The following is a 20,644-nucleotide window of genomic DNA, read 5'->3' on the forward strand; positions in this document are numbered from 1 at the left end:
TTTTATTTGTTTAAGTCCCGCATTTTCAGAAAAGGAGTGATAACATTGCCGGTTATACAGGGCCCCTCGTCGTATAAGCTTACCGGTCACCTGCAAAAGTTTAGAGAGAACCCACTGGGTTTTTTGGAAAACTTGACTCAGTATGGAGAAATTGCAACATTTAGAGTTGCGCACAAGCGCTTTTATGTAACGAGAGACCCTCAAATTATTAAAGATGTAGTCATTACAAACAGCAAGGCGTTTCAAAAAATTAAATTAACGCATATGTTTAAAACGCTACTAGGTGAAGAAATGTTATGGACAGATGAAGCATTATATATGAGCCCCATTCAACCCTCACAACTTAAACAACATCTAACCTATAATAAGGAAGCAATCGCAAAAATAATTGAAAAGCATACGGAAACGTGGGAAAAAGGGCAGCTTCGAACAATAGTAAAAGACATTAGACAGATAGTCGTAGCTGTACTCCTTCAACTTGTATTTGGCATTTCGATTGAGGATAAAGATAAAATTCACTATGTTCAAGCGCTTAGGAGAAAAAAAGAAAAGTTAGGCAAAATTTATATTCGTCTACCTTTGCACCAGCCTGACTCAGATGAGCAGCTAGAACAATTTCTTTTTGAATGTGTTCAAATGCGTGTTCAAAACAAAACCGAAGAGAATGATTTACTGCAGTATATATTGAATTCTTGCGGAGAAGACATCGATGAAAGAGAAATATACGAACAGCTAAATTCTATATTCCTTTCGATGTATGAAATGATTACGCACGTATGCAGCTGGTCTATTCATTTACTGTCTCAAAATACTAGGGAACATCTTCAGCTGCATAAAGAAATTCAAGCCTATGCTAGCGGCGAATCACTTTCAACCAAAAATCTGACCTATATGCGCAAAATAATTGCTGAAAGCATGAGGTTGTATCCGCCTCTTTGGCTATTTGGGCGTCAAGCACGTGAAGATATACAGATAAATGGTTATAGTATTAAAAAAGGGGAGATTATGTTAATTAGCCCTTATATGATGCATCGCCATGAAGATTATTTTTTAGAGCCAAGCGAATTTTTACCTGACCGTTTTGAAAAAGGAGGGTCCATTGATGTCCCAAGCTATATGTATATGCCGCTTGGGATTGAGCATCAAGCGGAAAGGGGCATGGACTATATCACTGAAATAGTAACTATTTTTCTTTCAGAAATGACAAAGCGCTTTTTATTTCAGTTTACTAAGCCCGAGTCTATTGCTCCAATGGCGGGCGTGATGCTGAATATGAAAGAAGAACTGAATGTGAATGTTCACAAAGTTCACACGCAGCCTTGAACGAATGGGCACACTTTCCCTCTTTATATCAGGCTGTCAATTTATTGACACATCCTGCATTGAGATTTATCATAAGATAATATTTGATAGAGATTACTGAAGGATTTTTAGAGGGGACTATGGATAAAACAATTAAACAGTTGGTGTCGCTAGTTGAAACATCATTACTAACGCAAGTTATGATTCAAAGTGAAAGTGACTATGATCCAGTTGAAGTTACGAACAAAACAAAAGAGTGGGTACTTATTGGTAAAGGAAACTATGCCGGTGTGTTTGTGCACGAGAATTACCCTGAATTTGTCGTGAAAGTATACGGAAGAGCCGTCTATGGTGTAAAAAAAGAAGCGCAAGTGTATAGAAAGCTGGGCGTTCACCCAGCTTATTCTCAACTTTTTCATGAGGGAAAGACGTACTTGATTTTAAAAAGACTTACAGGCGTTACCTTGTATGATGCCGTACAGCGGGGAATAAAGATTCCAGAACAAGTCATAAAAGATGTGAACACAGCTTTGGACTATGCAAGAAGCCAGGGTTTAAACCCGTATGATGTGCATGGCAAAAATGTCATGATGAAAGATGGAAGAGGATATGTGGTGGATATTTCTGACTTTTATAAAGAAGGTATTGATAAAAAATGGACAGACCTTGTAAAAGCTTATTACACCTTTTATCCGTTTATTGATAAGTACCATATCCGCTTACCGTACCCGCTTTTAAACGTTATTAGAAAAACATATCGTTTATATCGTAGAATCAAATCAAAAAGGAGTTTCCGCTAAAGGGAACTCCTTTTTAAGATGAAATACAGCGCAGTAAATGCTGCTGCTCAAAAGTTGGTTTTAATTTAAATAGAATGGTTTGTAGTATTTCAGATTGATAGACAAATTTTAGCGTATGTTTAAGGGAAAGAGGATGTAAGAAAGAACGTATTCTTTTTTCAGCATAGCGTATCACCTGTTCTTCATAAAATAAAGTACGTGCGGAGATTTTAGCGTGAATGTCTTTTGTTAGTTCGATCGTAAACTGGATAATCATTAAATCAGTATCTTTACAGTATTTTTCTAGTAGCATGATATCACCTCCGTTTTGTCAATCCATTTACATAATCTTAATATAAAATTTACAAATGTCAATGAAACACGAAAAAATAAATGTTAAGACTTTTCTTTTTATATGTTGAATAAACAAGAACATTACAGAGGTGAATAAAGTTGAAGATTAACGTCGGATTTGCAATTTTAGCTGATATAGATAATAAGATGACGGCTGCTATTTATGTAGAAAATCAAATTGTAGCAATTATAGCTGGACCTTCAGATATTCTGTATGAAAAGTTGAAAAAAGTGTTTTTATGATAGAGAAAAGATGTAATTGTAAATATGATTCATAAAAAGCTTAAAAATTCTATGAAATAGTCGAAATAAAAGATGAGTATAAAATACACAAAAAGAAAGAACAGGAAGTTAAGGATAGGAGAATTATATATGGATAAAACATCTTTTATTGGACTGATTTTAGGAATAGCCTCTCTTATTGTAGGCATGTTTTTCAAAGGAGTTAATCCATCTGTGTTAGGAAATCCGGCTGCTATTTTAATTATTATTGTCGGAACCGTCGGAGCGGTAGTTATTGCATTTCCTTCAAATGAAATCAAGAGAGTCCCAAAACTTTTTGGTGTCCTGTTTAAAGAACAAAAAATGCTGCAGCCCGTTGATTTAGTATCCATGTTTTCTGAATGGGGACAAGTTGTTCGAAAAGAAGGGTTACTATCACTTGAAGCCCAAATTATTGATGTAGATGATCCTTTCTTGAAAAATGGTTTGAATTTAGCTATTGATGGTCAAAGTGCGGATTATATACGAGACGTGTTGTCTGAGGAAATTGATGCTATGGAAGAAAGACATCAAACAGGTGCAAGTATTTTCGCTTTAGCAGGTACATATGCTCCAACTCTGGGTGTACTTGGAGCTGTTATTGGGTTAATTGCTGCGCTTGGGAATATGGAAGATACAGATACGCTAGGACATGCGATCAGCGCGGCGTTTGTTGCTACGCTTCTTGGTATTTTTACTGGATATGTACTATGGCATCCATTTGCGAACAAACTAAAGCGTAAATCGAAACATGAGGTAAAGGTAAAGTATATGATGATTGAAGGAGTGCTTTCACTGTTAGAAGGGGAAACTCCAAAAGTAATTGAGCAAAAGCTAGCTTCTTATTTGCCAACAGCGGAACGTAAAAAGCTTCTTCAAGAAAGTGAAGTGGGCATAAATGAGTAGACGCAGAAAACGAAAGCATGAGGAGGACCATGTCGATGAAAGCTGGCTGCTTCCTTACTCAGATTTGCTTACACTTTTACTTGCTTTATTCATTGTATTATTTGCAATGAGCTCAGTCGATGCGCAAAAATTTAAGAACCTTTCACGCGCATTTAATGAAGCGTTCGTCGGAGGAACGGGCGTGATGGAATTTCAATCTCTGCAGGAATCTGAAGAAGCGGTGCAGCCTTCAAATACTCCTGCAGCTAAAAGTACGGAAAAAACAAACGAAGTGGAGACAGCTCCCAATCAGTCTTCTGCTTCTTCGCAATCGTTAACGAGCGAACAAAAGGAGCAAACCATTCGAGAAGCTGACCAAGAAGAGCTTCAGCAAATTCAATCTAAAATTAATGCGTATATTCAAAAGAAAAACTTAACAAATCAATTACAGACTTCGCTAACCGAGGAAGGTCTTTTAATTTCCATTCGAGACAATGTATTGTTTGATTCGGGGAGAGCGCAAGTTCGGAGTGAGGATACAAAAATCGCAAATGATATTTCAGAACTTTTGGTGATTGATCCTCCACGTAATATCATTATTAGCGGTCACACCGATAACGTCCCCATTCGCAACGCTGGTTTTGAATCCAACTGGGAGTTAAGCGTGATGAGAGCAGTTAACTTTATGAAAGTTATTTTAAAAAACGATAAGCTTAATCCAAGCATGTTCAGTGCAAAAGGATTTGGAGAGTTCAAACCGGTGACATCTAACAATACAGCAGCTGGAAAAGCGAAAAATAGAAGGGTTGAAATATTGATTACTCCTCGTACAATTAAACAGCCGTAAAAGCAGGACTGCTTTTACGGCTGTTTTTCTATATGTTATAAAGCTAAGAGTCTTCTCTTTTCAAAGTTTCCTCGTACTAACTTGAGATCCATTCCATCTAAAATCAAGTCAATGAGAGCGCCTTTAAAGACATCCGCTGTTTTTTTCTTATCATTGGACTGCAAATATTGCACGCGATACCACTTGTCTTCAACTTGGAAATACATAAAACGTCCGTGCGTAAAATCAATCCAAAATTTTGTAGGTTGTCCATTGAGGCTTTTATAAACATAGCCCCAGCTTCGTCCTTGGTGAGCGTCCTTCATTTTAGGGCGAGCTGTATTAAATACTTCGTAATATACTTTATGTCCAATATCGTAGAGCATCATGTAACAGTCCTCCTGTCTATAGACGTACTAGTAGGTAAAGATATATTTGTATACAACAAGTATACTCAGCTGAAAGGAATAGTAGACTATTTTTTTGAGACAAGCAGGAGCGAAGGTAAATAAAAAACGACAGTTTAAATTAGCCCAATCATTCTACTTTTTTTATACTGTAAGTAAATGAGTTAAATAAGGAGGGAAAAATGAGACGAGTAGGAATAGTAGGTACGGGAATGACCGGCCTTACAGCAGCGGCTGAATTACAAAAAGCAGGAATAGAGGTCTTTCTTCTTGATAAGAGTAAAAGTGTAGGGGGGCGAATGGCCACCCGAAGAGTAGGAGATGGAAGAGCAGATTACGGAGCTCAATTTTTTACAGTAAGATCGGATGAATTTCAACAAGACGTAAATAAATGGATAGGTGATAAGGAAGTTAAGAAATGGTTTGGTGACCATCACCCTCGCTATCAAAGTATTAATGGCATGAATGCGTTAGCTAAATATTTAGCAAAAGATCTATGTGTATATGTGAATCGAAAAGTTCAAACCATTGATTTTCAAAACGGAAGATATCAGCTGTATACAGAAGAAAATGAGATTTTTGAAGCGACTGATATCATTTTTACTCCTCCCTCTCCTCAGGTTATTGAGATACTTAATAACAGTAAGTTACAAGCGGACCAATTTATCCTTAAGACACTGAAATTTAGTCCCTGCTTAGTTGCTATCGTGGAGCTTTACAAAGAGGTGCCGTATGGTGACCATGGTCAACTCACAAATCCATCTAGCACAATCCAAAGAATCGTTAACCATCAGCAAAAAGGAATATCAAAGACGTCTGTTTTTAGCGTATATATGAATAAAGACTGGTCAGAAAAACATTTTGATGAACATGAAAATGAGTTGTTGTGGGCAATAAAAAATGAAATAAAAGAATGGATAGGTGCAAATCATATTAAAAGCATTCAGTTAAAGAAATGGCGCTATGCAGAGGTTAAACGAGTTCTTCATCAGCCCTTTGCTGAAATCATGCCGTCACTACTAGTGGCAGGAGATGCTTTTTTAAGAGGAGAAGACGTGACGAATCACTCACGGTTAGAGAGCGCATATTTGTCAGGGAAATCGGCGGCCGCTGAATTGATGGGAAAGAACATCTAAAAAAAGGAGAGAGCAAGAAGTGAAAAATAATTGGATAATGAAACAAACGTGGAAAGATTTACTGTTTATTCATTGGCCTGTAGATCCTTCGTTTTTGGCTTCTTTATTGCCGGATCAGTTAGAACCTGACACCTATGATAATCAAGCATGGATTGCCCTTGTGCCTTTTACGATGACAGACATTCGATTCAAAGGGACGCCCGCTGTGCCCATCTTTTCACGGTTATATGAATTAAATGTGCGTACTTACGTTACATATAAAGGGGAAAAAGGCGTTTATTTTTTTAGTTTAGATGCAAGCAATCCACTAGGAGTATGGATTGCTCGGCACTTTTTTCACTTACCTTATTACCACGCTGCTATGACGTTCAACAAAACGCAGAACCATATTTCTTTTCAGTCAGTTCGAACGCACAGAGACTCAAAACAAGAGCGAGTAAGGCTTACATATAGAAGTACCTCTCCGTCCTATCACAGTGAAAAAGGAGAAGTAGCTCATTGGCTTACAGAGCGTTACTGCTTATTTACCACTCATCAAGGAAATGTCTACAGAGGAGACCTTTATCATGATCCTTGGGAGCTGCAAAAAGGGGAGTGTGAAATAATAGATGATTCCATTACTCAGCCTTTTTTGCGTCCGGCGGACAATCACGATTTAACTGTACACTACGCAAATCAAGTAACGGCTTATTTTTATCCTTTTAAAAAAGTATAAGCATCAAAATAAAATTAAAAAGTCTTCATAGCCTTGTTCTTTAAGCTTCTCTTTTGGAATAAAGCGCAGAGCCGCGGAATTTACTTGATAGTATTCGCTATTTTCTTCTGTTAAAAGTAAACCTAAATAGTTATCTCCTTCTTTGCTTTTTAGCGCTATAGAATGCTGCGCCGGCACTTTTTTATATTTGCGTATAAAATGGGGCGCTTAAAAATCGGCCATCCTGTATGAGAAGGTAGCTGATCTGACGTTTTGAACAGTGCTTCTCCGGTTAGAAGGTCAACGTAAATTCCTTGTTTTTTGTTATTCCAATATAAATTCGTAAAAGGGGGTTCGGTTCCGTTTTCCTGCGTAACAAAGTATTGCATAGGCGTTAGAACTTCTTTAAGGTATGAGCGGTCCTTTGGCCAGTGCTGCTTCAGAAAATCAGTTCGCCCCGAGCTTTCTTTGTATAATTTATAGTGAAATGCATTTTTTCGATAATAATCCTGCTGCTGCTCTTCTGCTTCGTAAAAAGAAGAAAAAGGTAAAATAGGTGTGACGATAGGACGCTTAAAGCGTCCGCTTTGGGCTAGCTTTTTTTTAGAATCGAGAGCCGTTTCTTTTTGCTTTTCGTTATGATAAAAAATAATAGCTCGATATGATGGTCCGCGGTCTGAAAACTGTCCGCCGGAATCCGTAGGGTCAATTCTGCCAATACAGATTAAGCAGCTCTTCAAACGTAATTTGAGAAGGATCCCATACAATTTGCACTGCCTCTACGTATTCGCTCTCTTTCTTCGGAAGAGTAGCAAATTCAGAAGTGATTTGTTCATCTCTCGCGTAGCCAGAGCGGATACTGCTGATTCCTGGAAGTTGATCAAAAGGAGCGACCATACACCAAAAGCACCCTCCTGCAAATGTTGCATATTCTTTCATGTTACTTTCCTCCTTTCGTTGAATAAAATAAATGAAAATATATTTATATATTAAAATGTATAAACAAACAGAAAGCGCTTCATAACTAGTCTTGTAAGAAAGCACACTCTTATGGTATTATGACCACTGGATAAAAGAAAAATGGCTTATTGTTTACGCGAGTATCCTTATTTTATGTTCTTAAAAAGATGCAGTTTATTGTTTATGCACTCATAGAAATACATACGTTCAAGCAGTAAGAGGAACAATTAAAGAATAAGGACGTTTTACTCTTAAACGATACCACATTCCAGAATCTACATACCAGTTTAGGAGGAGCTAGTTTGAACACAACCCGTTTACCATCTATGTGGGAAATAATGATTGTGCTTGCTTTATTTTTAGCTGTTGTTATTTCATTTGCTACTGTTTTTAATTTACCTATTCAGCTCGCTTTATTTATTTCATGGTTTATTGTTATGGCGCTAGGAGTACGACTTGGGTATACGTATAATCAGCTGCAAGGGGCCATTACAAAAGGAATATCAAACGGCTTGGAAGCTATTTTAATTTTATTAGCCGTTGGTACGTTAATTGGAACATGGATTGCCGGAGGGGTTGTTCCTTCTCTTATTTATTTTGGGTTAGAATTTATTAACCCAACATTCTTTTTACTTGCTACACTTATCATTTGCTCTATTACCTCTATTTCAACGGGGACATCTTGGGGAACGGTGGGAACGGCTGGAATTGCGATGATGGGGATCGGACAAGGGCTAGGTATGCCGCTTCCTTTAGTAGCAGGAGCCGTAATTTCAGGAGCTTATTTTGGAGACAAGCTTTCTCCTCTTTCTGACAGTACCATTTTATCTGCGTCAATGGCTCGAGTGAATGTTATTGATCACGTAAAAGCAATGTTAGTGTTGGATATTCCTGCTTACCTCATTACGGCAGTATTATTTACGGTAACAGGGTTTATGTATGGAGGTAAAGATTTTGATGCTGGACGTGTAGAAGAATTAAAGTCTTCGCTGTTGGATACATTCCATATCAGTGGGTGGGTGCTGATTCCTGCTTTGGCTGTCATTGTCCTTTTAGCATTAAAGAAACCTTCTCTTCCAGCAATTGGGGTTGGTTCATTATTAGGAATTATATGGGCAATTGTCTTTCAACATATGGATGTAGCTAGTGCATTTAATACGGCTTATGAAGGATTTAAAATTAATACCGACAATACATTTTTAAGTGAGCTATTAAATCGAGGCGGGATTTTAAGCATGGTCGGTTCCATTATTGTTATTATTTTTGGATTAGGATTTGGCGGTTTATTAGATGAGCTTGGCGTCTTAGAGGTATTGCTATCTAAATTTGAAAAAATCCTTGTCAATCCAGGAAACGTTACAGCTTCTACTATTTTCGTGGGATTATTAGGGAATATATTTGGTTGTGCGATGTATGTTTCATTGATTTTAACACCGAAGATTATGGAGAAAAGTTATGACAAGTTAAGAATACAGCGTCTAGTGCTTGCCCGTAACTCAGAAGTAGGAGGAACCTTAACTTCTGGAATGGTTCCGTGGACGGATAACGGTGTATTTCTAGCTACAACGCTTGGGATTTCTACATTCGCTTATCTGCCGTTTATGTGGCTGAGTTTTGTTTCTATTATCTTAGCGATTATTTACGGATATACAGGGAAATTTATTTGGTACGTAAAAGAAGAAAAACAACGTTCTTCCATAGCAAAATAAAAGCAAGCACTTCGGTGCTTGCTTTTTAATTAGATCATTTCTGGATATTCGATTTTCCAGTGGACATTTTGAAGGTAAAGCTGAACATCCGATTTTTTTTTCTGCTTCAGAAGTTTCAGAATATGTCGATGATGTTCATTCATTACATGTAAAATGGTATATAGTTCTTTTTTATCATCGCTAAAGTACGTTTGTCTGATGAATCCGTCTTGTAAAGACATAAGCTGTTCTTTTAAGGTCTCATTATCGCATCGGTTTAAATACACTCGATGAAAGTACGTTTGATATTTTTGATAATCTTGATAATTTTCTAATTCAATAGAAACATCGATTTTTTCAATAAGCTCATTCATCTTCGTAAAATCTTCTTCAGTTAAGTGATCAACTGACAGGGCAGCTGCAAGACCATCTAAAGCACCGACGATTTCAAATACTTCTAGTTTTTTTGGTGTATCAATTTCTTTTACAGTAAACCCTCTGCGCGGCCTGTATTCTAATAGGTTATCTGAAGCCAATTTAATAAGCGCTTCTCTCACAGGTGTTCGGCTGACATTCAGCTGAGAACAAATACTGGCTTCATTTATTTTGTCGTTAGGCAGCAGTGTACCATCTTGAATTTGACTTGCTATGTAGTTATATACATGATCTTTTAACGAATGATAAATCATAGGCCCCTTGTTCATTGTTTCCCCCTAAAATAAATATCGCATCAGCCGTTCTTTCTCTTCATGTAATGGTGATGAAAGAGTACAAAAATAGCGAGAAAGAACATGCAGGTGTAAAAATAATCATATCATACCACTTTACTTAATCTCAGTTAGAATATAAAAAATAGAATTATTGAAATATTTTTTACTATTCATTGTTGTAAAAAATCTGAAAAATGATATAATCGTAAAAAGATTTAAGAAGTGTATATTGTATACAATATACAAAATTCTACATATGGAAGAAATAGAGCCTACTTCTGCAGAGAAGAGTTTATATAGGATGTGTAAATAAACCAAGTTTTTGGATAGGTTTACTATAAAAGGAGGCACATAATGGGCGAGAATACAACATCTATGAATCAGTTACAAAGAAAAATGAAAAGCCGTCATTTATTTATGATTTCCCTTGGCGGTGTTATCGGTACGGGGTTGTTTCTTAATTCAGGTTACACAATTAACGCAGCAGGTCCTGGTGGAACACTCCTTGCTTATTTAATCGGTGGATTAATTATGTACTTAGTCATGATATGTCTAGGGGAACTAAGCGTAGCAATGCCTGTGTCAGGATCATTTCAAGTATACGCTACGAAGTTTATAGGGCCGGGAACTGGTTTTGCGGTTGGCTGGCTCTACTGGCTGACTTGGGTGGTATCTGTCGGTTCAGAGTTTACAGCGTCTGGCCTGCTTATGCAAAGATGGTTTCCTGACGTTTCGGTTTGGATATGGAGCGCGCTGTTTGCCATTCTATTATTTGGTTTAAATGCAACATCTGTACGTTTTTTCGGCGAAACAGAATTTTGGTTTTCAAGTATTAAAGTATTAACGATTATTGTATTTATTATCTTAGGCGCAGCAGCGATGTTTGGATTCATTCCTCTTAGCGGTCATGAAAAAGCGCCGATGCTTTCTCATTTTACAGGAGAGGGCGGTTTATTTCCAAATGGACTTATGCCTGTATTAATTACGATGGTTTCCGTTAGCTTTGCTTTTTCGGGAACAGAATTAATCGGTATTACGGCGGGGGAAACAGAGGATCCGGAAAAGAACATACCTCGAGCAATTAAAAATATCATTTGGCGTACGTTCTTCTTCTTTATTGGCGCCATGTTTGTACTATCTGGGTTGATCTCATGGAAACAAGCAGGAGTGTTAGAAAGTCCTTTTGTGACGGTATTTGATCAAATAGGTATTCCTTACGCAGCAGATATTATGAACTTGGTTATTTTAACAGCTTTATTATCAAACGCTAATGCAGGATTATATGCATGTTCGAGAATGCTCTGGTCATTATCCGATCAAAAAATGGTTAGCACTTGGTTAGGGAAAGTAACGTTTAAAGGAGTTCCATTTAATTCATTACTTATCAGCATGGGAGTGGCATGTCTGTCCTTGCTGTCAAGCGTGGTTGCACCAACTACTGTTTACTTAGTATTAGTTTCTATTTCTGGATTTGCAGTTGTAGCTGTATGGATGGCTATTGCAGCTTCTCATTTTATGTTCAGAAGACGCTATGTTAAAGAAGGGAATGATGTATCGAAGCTTGTTTACAAAGCTCCTTTATATCCTATTGTACCTATTTTAGCGTTTGTTTTATGCTTTGCTGCTTGTGTAGGACTGGCTTTTGATGAGAGTCAGCGTATCGCATTATACTGCGGTATCCCATTTGTCCTTTTTTGTTACCTGTTTTATTATTTAAAAAATAAAACAGGTAACAGAAAACATGACAGTCAGCCTCTAGCAAAATAAAAAGCAGAAGACCTAGGTCTTCTGCTTTTTTTTGCATACAAAAACACCCTATCCATCCGTACTGGTTAAGTGTCCCGCAACAAGCGAAATTGAATTGGATAGGGTGCGTATCTATATAGTAGAGAAAGAGGCGCCATTTGTCAAACTTATTTAGCGGCGCCATATTTAAAAATAGAAAAAAGAAAGGCTTTCACTGTTTTTTCATTTTCACTATGTATAGTAAGGAATGTAAAGAAAAGATATTCGCAGCAGCACGTCGTACAAATCCTTAGAACGCGAAAGAAAGGAGGAGGTCAAATGGCTAAGCGGGATGCGTATTTTGATAACGTAAAATTTATCTTAATTGTATTAGTAGTGTTTGGCCATTTGTTAACTCCCTTCATCAATGATGAACAGTGGTTACGAACACTCTACATATTTATCTACACCTTTCATATGCCAGCGTTTATTTTAATAAGCGGCTATTTTGCAAAGGGATACCGAAAAAAAGGATATATGTGGAAGATGGCGAAGAAAGTATTACTTCCTTATATTATTTTTCAACTTATCTATGCGGTATACGACTATAAACTGTATGATGAATCCACATTCGAAGTTTCAGTGTTTCAGCCAGCTTGGTCGCTATGGTTTTTATTGAGTTTATTTTGTTGGAACGCGATGTTGTTCATTTTTACAAAAATCAAATATCCCTTAGCCGTCGCGGCAGTTTTAGGAATTATGATTGGCTTATGTGAACCGCTAGAAACAACGTTAAGTCTTTCTAGAACATTTGTATTCTTTCCCTTCTTCTTAGCAGGATTTTATATGAAAAAAGAACATTTTAAAAAGTTAACGTCTGTTTCTTGCAAAAAAGTAGCTGGAGGCACTTTGTTGATTATTGCTCTGTGGATCCAGTATGTAGCACCGGATTTTGAGAAAGAGTGGTTATTTGGTTCAAAATCTTATGCCTCTTTAGGTGTAAATCAATTAGAGGGAATGACCATTCGTACGCTATTTTATAGCATCAGCTTAGCAATGACGATTTCCTTTCTAGCTTTGATCCCTACACAAACGATGTCCTTTACATCTCGAGGTGCTCAAACCTTTTATGTGTATCTGCTACATGGATTTCTGATTAAATATATCCGCCTATCTTCTTTTGGAGACTGGATAGAAAGTGTACAAGGGTACAGCATTCTTCTAATTGGAGCTTGTGGAGTGGCGTGGTTGTTGTCGAGTAAATACGTATCTACTATTGCAAGACCTTTAATTGAGCTTAAACCGTTACCAACGCGCAAAAGTTTAAGTTTAGGTAAGTAATGAGAAATGGAAAAGGAGTTTAACGATGTCTAAAAACAAAATAATTATGATTATTGCAGCCGTTGTCATTATTGCTGCAGTAGCTATTGGTGCCGTAGCAATGAATAAATCAAAGGTAGTTGCTACCGTTGGTGATGAAAAAATCACAAAAGATCAGCTGTACGAAGCACTTCTTGCCCAAGGAGGATCAAGCGTCCTTGATTCACTGATTGAACAAAAAGTCATTTCAAAAGAAGCAGCTAAACAAAATATTAAAGTAACCGATAAAGAAATTAATGCTGAATTGGAAAACCTTAAAAGTCAGTACGGGGGAGAAGATGCATTAAATCAAGCATTAACATCTAGCGGCGTAAAATTGTCAGAGCTGAAAAAAGACTTAAAGACAAATATTGAAGCAAAAAAAATGGTTGAGTCGACTATTAACATTAAAGATAGTGAAATAAAATCGTACTTTAATGAAAATAAAGATTCACTAGCTACAGAAGCACAGGTAAAAGCTAGCCACATCTTAGTAGCAGACGAAAAGACAGCGAAAGAAGTAAAGGCAAAGCTTGATAAAGGAGAAGATTTTGCTAAGCTAGCAAAAGAATATTCAACAGATACAGCTTCTAAATCAGATGGTGGAAACCTTGGATACTTCAAAAAAGGCGATATGGTCGAAGCTTTTGCCAACAAAGCATTTTCGATGAAGGTAAATGAAGTAAGTGATCCTGTTAAAACAGAATACGGTTATCACATTATTAAAGTAACAGGCAAAAAAGAAGCGCAAAAAGCAACATATGAAAATAGCAAAGCAAAAATTAAGCAAACGCTGCTTGATCAAAAATACCAAACAGAGTATCCAACATGGTTACAAAAGCTAAAGAAAAAATATGATATTACAAACAAACTTGATTCATAAATAATACCTTAACGAAATGAGGGGATGGATATGAAACAAACAGCGTCTTATAGTAAGTTAGAAAAAATCGTCGAACAATTGAAGCACAGAGGTGTACGAGCTGAGATATGCCGGCGTGTTGTAAAGGTGACAGAAACTGTTAATGGATCAAATCCTTCATATTCAAATCAAATCGTTAGGCATTCATAAAGAGTACAAAAGATGCAAACTACTGGACAGCAGTTTGCGCCCGTGCTGAGTATAGATAGGGAAAATTAAAATGAAAAGAGATCAGTAGAGGCAGCTTGTTTCTGCTGATTCTTTTTGTATAATAAAGTAAACAAAGGGATGCAGCGAAATGTATCAAATGAAGGAAGGAGTTACGCAGAATGAATGTACTGCTAGCAGAAGATGATTTGCAGCTAGGTGAATTAGTTAGTTATATGCTGAAGAAAAAAGGAGGCTATAACGTCGAATGGGTGACGGAAGGGAATGATGCATATGACTATGCATCTGAAGCGCATTATGATGTGTTAATTCTTGACTGGATGATGCCAAATGGAGACGGAATTGATGTATGTAAACGTCTAAGAAAAGAAGGATATGCCGGAGCTATTCTCATGTTAACAGCAAAAGATGCGGTTCAAGATCGTATACAAGGCTTAGATGCGGGAGCGGATGATTACGTTATTAAGCCATTTGAAATTGACGAGCTGCTTGCAAGGCTTCGCGCTTTGTCTCGTCGTAATTATGCGCCAATTTTAGAAGAAGAAGTAGAGATCGCCAGCATGATATTAAAAAGAGCAAGTCAAACCGTGCAGTTTGACGAGGAGTTTATTCAATTAAGTCCTCGTGAATTTCAACTGCTAGATTTTTTAGTGAAAAACAAAGGACAAGTTCTTTCTCGAGATATTATTTTAGACCGGGTATGGGGATACGAATCAGATGTTTCTATTAAAACGATTGATGCGACGGTTAAACTTTTGCGAAAAAAACTAGAGAAATTTAACAAACAGGATCTTATTCAAAGCATTCGCGGAGTAGGCTACAAAATTGAAAGTTAAACTCCTTACAAGAGCTAAACAGAAAGTAAAACAAAAAGTAAAGCAAGATTTATTCAGCCAGACGCAAAATCGTTTAACATTCCGATATAGCGCATTACTAATGCTGTTTCTGCTATTATTCGTGTTTATTGTTTATGCATTGGTATATGTGGTTGTATCCAATAGTCAGCAGCAAAACTTAAATAGCATGCTAAAACAAGAGTCCCGAATTGTCCAAAGCATCTTAATTAAACAAGCGATAAACAGCTCGGATCAACAGTCGAAAGAAGAGTACAAAAACATTGTCGTAGCCGGTGAAGATCAATTTTTTTATTATGTAATTAGTCCTGAAGGGGACCTTATTATGGGAAACGAAGCGAGCGAGCGGCTTCGCTCTAACTTATTAGATTTAATTGATGGATGGATCCCTATTGAAAATGAAGTGCGGAAAGAACGAATAAAAGCCCCGCGCCCTAGTTTTGAACACATTGAAGGAGTAAAAGGGCAAAACGGGGAAGGCAAAATAGATATTGATTTAATGATGGCGGGGGAACCCATTTTTTATAAAGGTCAATTTTTAGGGATGCTTTATATCGGGAAAGACGTTTCGTTTCTTTATCAGCTGTTAAAGTGGCTCCTTATTATTATGCTGAGTCTTACGGTACTGTTTGTAGGAGTAGCCATTTATATCAGTCGCTTAATGTCAAAACGTGCGATGGTCCCAATTGAAACAGCTTTCCAAAAGCAAAAAGAGTTTGTGGCGGATGCCTCCCATGAATTAAGAACACCGCTTAGCGTTATGCTTTCTTCTATCAATGCTTTAGAAATGCAAGAGGAAGTAACAGAAGATCCTTTTTCTAAAAAATTAATCAATAATATGAAAGCTGAAGTGAAGCGGATGACGAGTCTTGTCAGTGATTTGCTTACGCTTGCACGCTCAGATTCTAATAAAGTAGAAAAAGCAATGATGCCCTTTGATATTACAGATGCGGTGCAAAAGGTAATGGAATCTGTTGAAACCCTAGCGATTTCCAAACATATTGATTTGCAGCTGGATACGCCAGAAAAATTAGTGGTAAATGGAGATCAAGAGCGTCTAACTCAGCTGATTTACATTTTGTTAGACAATGCTATTAAATATACAACTCCTCACGGAAATGTAAGCATTCAAGTGGTTCAGCATGGGAGTGAATGTATATTAAAAGTATGTGATACAGGGGTTGGAATTCATCCCGACGAAAAGGATCGGATCTTTGACCGCTTTTATCGTGCTGATAAATCTCGATCCCGTCAAATGGGAGGGCATGGGCTAGGCCTAGCAATCGCTAAATGGATTGTAGAAACACATAAAGGAAAAATTGACGTAGAAAGTGAACAAGAAAAAGGAAGTACATTTACAGTAAGATTGCCAATGTCACAAAAAGTGAAAAAGAGTTAAAAAAGGAATGCCAGCAGGCATTCCTTTTTTTAGTTAGTGAAAGTGACCAAATGAAAAAGAAAAGTTTGGATAAAATAGCGGGTGTAAAAATCAGATAATTCAGTTATATTAACTAACGTAATGATCATTCCATGTGTTAGGTTTCTTTACAATGATAAAGACTTTTTAAAGGAAACAGTGCATGATAGAACAATAGCAGACTACGTCATTGAATAAAAAGATGAAGTAGTTAAGTAAAGGAGAGTTTGATAAAATGTACGATTTAATTATTCGGGATGGTGCGATCGTGTTAGAAGATGAAATAGTAAAAGCGGACATAGGTATTAAAAAAGGAAAAATTGCAGAAATAGCGCCAGGTGTTAGCATACCAGCAAAAAAATACTTAGATGCTAAAGGAAAATACGTTCTGCCTGGAATGATTGATATTCACGTACATTTTGATGAACCGAGCCGAGACCATTGGGAAGGGTTTGATTACGGTTCAGCATCTATGGCCGCAGGAGGCTGTACTACATACTTTGATATGCCTTTAAACGGCGTTCCTCCTACCGTAACAGAAGCAGCGCTGTGGGAAAAGAAAAAGCTGGCTGATCAAAAGTCGGTAGTGGATTACGGTTTATGGGGAGGGTTGGTTCCTGGCAATAAAGAAGAATTAGCCAAAATGGCTCATTCGGGTGTAATAGGTTTTAAAGCATTTATGTCAGAAGCCGGTTCTGAATTTGATTTCTCAGATGACCTCACATTATACGAAGGAATGAAGGAAATTGCGAAACTAAACAAGGTGCTTGCCCTACATGCTGAAAGAAATGACTTAATACAAAAGCTTGAACAGGTTAAACAGAAGCAACAACAAACTGCTATTAAAGATTATTTAGAAACGCGACCTGTGTTAGCAGAAGTAAATGCAGTAAAGCAAGCGCTTGAGTACGGTGAAGAAACGGGATGTCCGCTTCACTTTGTACACATTAGCAGCTATGAAGCAGTGCAGCTTATTACGGAAGCAAAGAAGAATGGAATGAACGTTACGCTGGAAACTTGTCCGCATTATTTACTTTTTACAGAAGAAGACTTTGAAGAAATTGGCGTAACGGCTAAGTGTGCACCTCCTCTTCGTAGTAGGAGTCAAAAAGAAAAATTATGGGCTTGTATCGAATCAGAGGAAGTAGATATGATTTCTTCGGATCATTCTCCTTGCCCTATTGAATTAAAAACAGCTCATCAGAATGATTTATTTAAAGTTTGGGGTGGGATATCAGGCGGTCAGTACTCTTTGCAAGCGATGATTAGTGAGGGAGCCATCAATAGAGGAATTTCTCTTTCTAACATTTCCAAGCTTGTATCAACCAATCCAGCTAAACGATTCGGTTTATATCCTAAAAAAGGAAGCATTTTGCTAGGGTCCGATGCAGATTTGGTTATCGTTGATCTGGACCAAACTGAAAAAGTGACAAAAGAAGGAATGGTTTTCAAACATAAGCACAGTATATATGAAGGAATGGTATTTAACAGCGTTATTTTAACTACCATTACTAGAGGAACAATTGTATACAGTAGAGAAGAAGGTGTGTTTCCTCTTCACAAAGGGGAAATGGTAAACGGTGAATACGTAAAATTGTAGGTATAGTGCAAAAAGAGGTAAAAAATAAATCTTTTATCTCTTTTTTTACATAAAAAAATGAGATGACTTATATTAAGGTTACTACATAGAGGAAAAAAAGAATATCTACTATAACAAAAGAAACATTTTTAAAGAGGTTTTTATTATTCTGAAAAAGTATATTTCTGGTTGAGGGAAGCATAATGAAAAAATAATAAAGCCTTTCTTTTAATATACAGAAAAAATTCCTAAAAAGAAAAATATTATCTGGTTGTATGAAAAGTAGATAATCAGATGCTTTGTAATCAAAGGTTTTGTATAAAAAAATTTTCAAAAAGATATTTCAAGAAAAGAAATCTTGGTTTAAAGCTTTTTATAGGTGCAATTTTATAATGAAAAATCGTATTTTATGCACTCATTGTAAAATTCTGATATTGACAGAATCATTTTATAAGAATAAAATTTTCTTGTTTCTATTTTTTTATATCATCATAATTTTTTGACAGTTTTGTCTATGATGGTTTACGGTTGAAAGAGAGGTTAAGGAATATGTCGGTAGAGAGAGAAAAAGTGTATGAAACAGTTCCTCAAAAAGGATTCTTCGGACATCCTAAAGGGTTATTTACCTTGTTCTTTACAGAATTCTGGGAGCGTTTTTCATACTATGGAATGCGTGCGCTACTTGTATTGTACATGTACGATACAATTGCAAATGGTGGATTAGAAATGGAACAAGGAACCGCTTTAGCGATCTTTTCTATTTATGGTTCCCTTGTTTATATGTCTGGAATTATTGGCGGTTGGATTGCAGACCGCATTTTAGGTACATCTAATACGGTGTTTTACGGCGGTATATTTATTATGCTGGGACATTTAGTGCTGGCATTGCCAGCAGGTGTAACAGCGCTGTTTATTTCAATGTTCTTGATTATCATTGGAACAGGTTTATTAAAACCAAACGTTTCGAGCGTTGTGGGCGATATGTATAGTCCGACTGATAACCGTCGAGATGCTGGATTTAGTATCTTCTATATGGGTGTAAATGCAGGGGCATTTATCGCACCGCTAGTTGTTTCAACAGTAGGAGAAAAATATAACTATCATTTAGGTTTTGGAATCGCAGCAGTAGGAATGCTTTTAGGTCTAATTGTATTTATGGCTACACGAGGTAAAACCCTAGGTCGTGCAGGTAGACAAGTTCCAAATCCTTTAAAACCAGAAGAACGCAAAAAAGTATTTGGTACTATTGCACTTGTTGCAGTTGTACTTGCAATCTTTATTGTACTGACTTCTTTAGCGGGCATTTTAACCGTTGAAGGCGTGATTTTATTTGTAAGTATCTTAGCGATTGTTATTCCCATTATTTACTTTGTTGTTATGTATAAGAGTCCTAAGACAACAGCTGATGAGCGTTCACGCGTATTAGCTTATATCCCTCTTTTTATTTCTGGAGTAATGTTCTGGGCGATTCAAGAGCAGGGGTCAACAATTTTAGCAACGTATGCAAAAGATCATACACAGCTAACGTATGGCGGCTTTAAAATTCCAGTTGGTTGGTTCCAATCGTTAAATCCGTTATTCATTATTATATTTGCGCCAGTTTTTGCAGCGCTTTGGGTAAAATTAGGAAACAGACAGCCTTCTACACCAAAGAAGTTTTCATTAGGACTTTTATTTGCAGGGCTTTCTTTCCTTGTCATGGTTATTCCGGCTAGTATTCATGGAAATGAAACATTAGCGAGCCCGCTATGGCTAGTGCTAAGCTTCTTCTTAGTTGTAGTTGGAGAGCTTTGTTTATCACCAGTAGGGTTATCAACTACAACAAAACTAGCACCTGCAGCGTTTTCTGCTCAAACGATGAGTTTATGGTTCTTAACAAGCGCAGCGGCGCAGGCAATCAATGCTCAGCTTGTTCAATATTATGAAAACATTTCGCAAGTTGTTTATTTCGCTGCATTGGGCGGAGTGTCGGTCATTTTAGGTGTAATTGTGCTAATGATTTCGCCCAAAATTCAGCGTTTAATGAAAGGTGTTCAATAAGAGAAACCGTCCTCAAGGACGGTTTTTTTATGATTTATTTGAAAAAATATTCATGAAGGAGGCATAGGTCTGATCATCTTCACCCTCGTAGAACGCAAGGTTTAAAAGTCTGTTAAGTTCGTTTGTTGATTTTTCAGTTTCTGCAATAATTTGATGCATATGAGCAATTTTAGACATCGATCCGTTTGCATGAGCATTTTTGATTTGATTTAATGTTAAATGAAGCGATAAGACCTCTCGGCGAAGAGCTTGTCTTAATTCAGAGGAAGCAGGGATAAAAAAACGTTTATAAAAGTAACTTGCTTCTTCAAACACCAATTCTCCATTTTCTAGCTCTTTAGCCGCAATTTCTTTAATCTCTTGATCGTCTAATCGACTGGATGCTTCTTCGATAAGAAATCCAAAAATAATAGCTGTATCTGGTTTTAACATACAATACCCTCCATTATTATAAAAAAGAACTATGTAGTTTATATGTATAGATAGAAAGGAAAGAATATTCATAGTAATTCACTAATCAGCATAGACAAAAAAATAAAAAATATTCTTTTATATGTAAGCTAAAATTATTTTAAAAT

20 protein-coding genes and 1 pseudogene are annotated in these 20,644 nt (G+C 36.9%); 16 read left to right on the forward strand and 5 right to left on the reverse strand.

The features are described from left to right. Positions 1-36 precede the first annotated feature (36 nt). Positions 37-1,323 (forward strand): cytochrome P450, encoded by a 1,287-nt coding sequence (locus M3225_RS19605; protein ID WP_251396408.1) that lies wholly within the window; start codon positions 37-39, stop codon positions 1,321-1,323. Between the two features lie 119 nt (positions 1,324-1,442). Beyond that, on the forward strand, positions 1,443-2,102 hold the full coding sequence (locus M3225_RS19610; RefSeq protein ID WP_251396409.1) for a serine/threonine protein kinase: 660 nt from the start codon (positions 1,443-1,445) through the stop codon (positions 2,100-2,102). 13 nt (positions 2,103-2,115) lie between these two features. Here M3225_RS19610 and M3225_RS19615 read toward each other — a convergent pair whose 3' ends face one another. Further along, complete coding sequence (locus M3225_RS19615; RefSeq protein ID WP_251396410.1) at positions 2,116-2,394, reverse strand: hypothetical protein; 279 nt, start codon at positions 2,392-2,394, stop codon at positions 2,116-2,118. A 140-nt stretch (positions 2,395-2,534) separates the two neighbouring features. On the opposite strand from M3225_RS19615, the gene M3225_RS19620 reads away from it, so the two are divergent. The 3 genes from M3225_RS19620 to M3225_RS19630 all read left to right on the forward strand — a co-directional run bounded on the left by M3225_RS19620 (position 2,535) and on the right by M3225_RS19630 (position 4,428). After that, entirely contained in the window at positions 2,535-2,678 is a 144-nt protein-coding gene (locus M3225_RS19620; protein WP_196767225.1) for a hypothetical protein, read from the forward strand. A gap of 129 nt (positions 2,679-2,807) precedes the next feature. Further along, complete coding sequence (gene motA / locus M3225_RS19625; protein ID WP_013056745.1) at positions 2,808-3,602, forward strand: flagellar motor stator protein MotA; 795 nt, start codon at positions 2,808-2,810, stop codon at positions 3,600-3,602. Then, positions 3,595-4,428, forward strand: a complete 834-nt coding sequence (locus tag M3225_RS19630) for a flagellar motor protein MotB (RefSeq protein WP_251396413.1) — start codon at positions 3,595-3,597, stop codon at positions 4,426-4,428. Before motA ends, M3225_RS19630 begins: the two co-directional genes overlap by 8 nt. Before the next feature lie 35 nt (positions 4,429-4,463). Here the strand turns inward: M3225_RS19630 and M3225_RS19635 are convergent, their stop codons facing one another. Next, positions 4,464-4,796, reverse strand: a complete 333-nt coding sequence (locus tag M3225_RS19635) for a hypothetical protein (RefSeq protein WP_251396415.1) — start codon at positions 4,794-4,796, stop codon at positions 4,464-4,466. A 200-nt stretch (positions 4,797-4,996) separates the two neighbouring features. Here M3225_RS19635 and M3225_RS19640 point away from each other — a divergent pair, with 200 nt between their 5' ends. Together M3225_RS19640 and M3225_RS19645 are read left to right on the forward strand one after the other, a co-directional pair. Then, positions 4,997-5,950, forward strand: coding sequence for an NAD(P)/FAD-dependent oxidoreductase (locus M3225_RS19640; RefSeq protein WP_251396417.1), 954 nt, complete (start codon positions 4,997-4,999; stop codon positions 5,948-5,950). Positions 5,951-5,969: 19 nt separating this feature from the next. After that, positions 5,970-6,665 (forward strand): YqjF family protein, encoded by a 696-nt coding sequence (locus tag M3225_RS19645; RefSeq protein WP_251396419.1) that lies wholly within the window; start codon positions 5,970-5,972, stop codon positions 6,663-6,665. Positions 6,666-6,668: 3 nt separating this feature from the next. On the opposite strand, the pseudogene msrA reads toward M3225_RS19645, so the two are convergent. Next, positions 6,669-7,583: pseudogene (msrA, locus tag M3225_RS19650) on the reverse strand (peptide-methionine (S)-S-oxide reductase MsrA). A 323-nt stretch (positions 7,584-7,906) separates the two neighbouring features. Here msrA and nhaC point away from each other — a divergent pair. After that, positions 7,907-9,313: a Na+/H+ antiporter NhaC gene (nhaC, locus tag M3225_RS19655; RefSeq protein WP_251396420.1), complete on the forward strand. Its 1,407-nt coding sequence runs from the start codon at positions 7,907-7,909 to the stop codon at positions 9,311-9,313. Positions 9,314-9,342: 29 nt separating this feature from the next. On the opposite strand, the gene M3225_RS19660 is transcribed toward nhaC, so the two are convergent. Continuing rightward, positions 9,343-9,996, reverse strand: a complete 654-nt coding sequence (locus M3225_RS19660; RefSeq protein ID WP_251396421.1) for a GntR family transcriptional regulator — start codon at positions 9,994-9,996, stop codon at positions 9,343-9,345. A 360-nt stretch (positions 9,997-10,356) separates the two neighbouring features. On the opposite strand from M3225_RS19660, the gene M3225_RS19665 reads away from it, so the two are divergent. The 8 genes from M3225_RS19665 to M3225_RS19700 all read left to right on the forward strand — a co-directional run bounded on the left by M3225_RS19665 (position 10,357) and on the right by M3225_RS19700 (position 20,066). Further along, the gene (locus M3225_RS19665) at positions 10,357-11,769 is read left to right on the forward strand and encodes an amino acid permease (protein ID WP_251396422.1); all 1,413 of its coding nucleotides are present in this window, start codon (positions 10,357-10,359) and stop codon (positions 11,767-11,769) included. Positions 11,770-12,066: 297 nt separating this feature from the next. Then, on the forward strand, positions 12,067-13,068 hold the full coding sequence (locus M3225_RS19670; protein WP_251396423.1) for an acyltransferase family protein: 1,002 nt from the start codon (positions 12,067-12,069) through the stop codon (positions 13,066-13,068). A gap of 25 nt (positions 13,069-13,093) precedes the next feature. Next, positions 13,094-13,969, forward strand: a complete 876-nt coding sequence (locus M3225_RS19675; RefSeq protein WP_251396424.1) for a peptidylprolyl isomerase — start codon at positions 13,094-13,096, stop codon at positions 13,967-13,969. A 30-nt stretch (positions 13,970-13,999) separates the two neighbouring features. Beyond that, on the forward strand, positions 14,000-14,158 hold the full coding sequence (locus M3225_RS19680; protein WP_014460408.1) for a hypothetical protein: 159 nt from the start codon (positions 14,000-14,002) through the stop codon (positions 14,156-14,158). 179 nt (positions 14,159-14,337) lie between these two features. Then, the gene (locus M3225_RS19685) at positions 14,338-15,012 is read left to right on the forward strand and encodes a response regulator transcription factor (protein ID WP_013056756.1); all 675 of its coding nucleotides are present in this window, start codon (positions 14,338-14,340) and stop codon (positions 15,010-15,012) included. Next, positions 15,002-16,429 (forward strand): sensor histidine kinase, encoded by a 1,428-nt coding sequence (locus tag M3225_RS19690; protein ID WP_251396425.1) that lies wholly within the window; start codon positions 15,002-15,004, stop codon positions 16,427-16,429. Before M3225_RS19685 ends, M3225_RS19690 begins: the two co-directional genes overlap by 11 nt. Positions 16,430-16,682: 253 nt before the next feature. Further along, on the forward strand, positions 16,683-18,047 hold the full coding sequence (locus M3225_RS19695) for an allantoinase (protein WP_251396427.1): 1,365 nt from the start codon (positions 16,683-16,685) through the stop codon (positions 18,045-18,047). Positions 18,048-18,575: 528 nt separating this feature from the next. Then, positions 18,576-20,066 carry a peptide MFS transporter gene (locus tag M3225_RS19700; protein WP_251396429.1) on the forward strand — a complete coding sequence of 497 codons (1,491 nt, stop codon included), beginning with the start codon at positions 18,576-18,578 and terminating at the stop codon, positions 20,064-20,066. A 27-nt stretch (positions 20,067-20,093) separates the two neighbouring features. On the opposite strand, the gene M3225_RS19705 is transcribed toward M3225_RS19700, so the two are convergent. Further along, positions 20,094-20,498, reverse strand: a complete 405-nt coding sequence (locus M3225_RS19705) for a hypothetical protein (RefSeq protein ID WP_251396432.1) — start codon at positions 20,496-20,498, stop codon at positions 20,094-20,096. Between the last annotated feature and the right edge of the window lie 146 nt (positions 20,499-20,644).

Source organism: Priestia aryabhattai, assembly GCF_023715685.1.
GTDB classification, from domain to species: Bacteria; Bacillota; Bacilli; order Bacillales; family Bacillaceae_H; genus Priestia; species Priestia aryabhattai_B.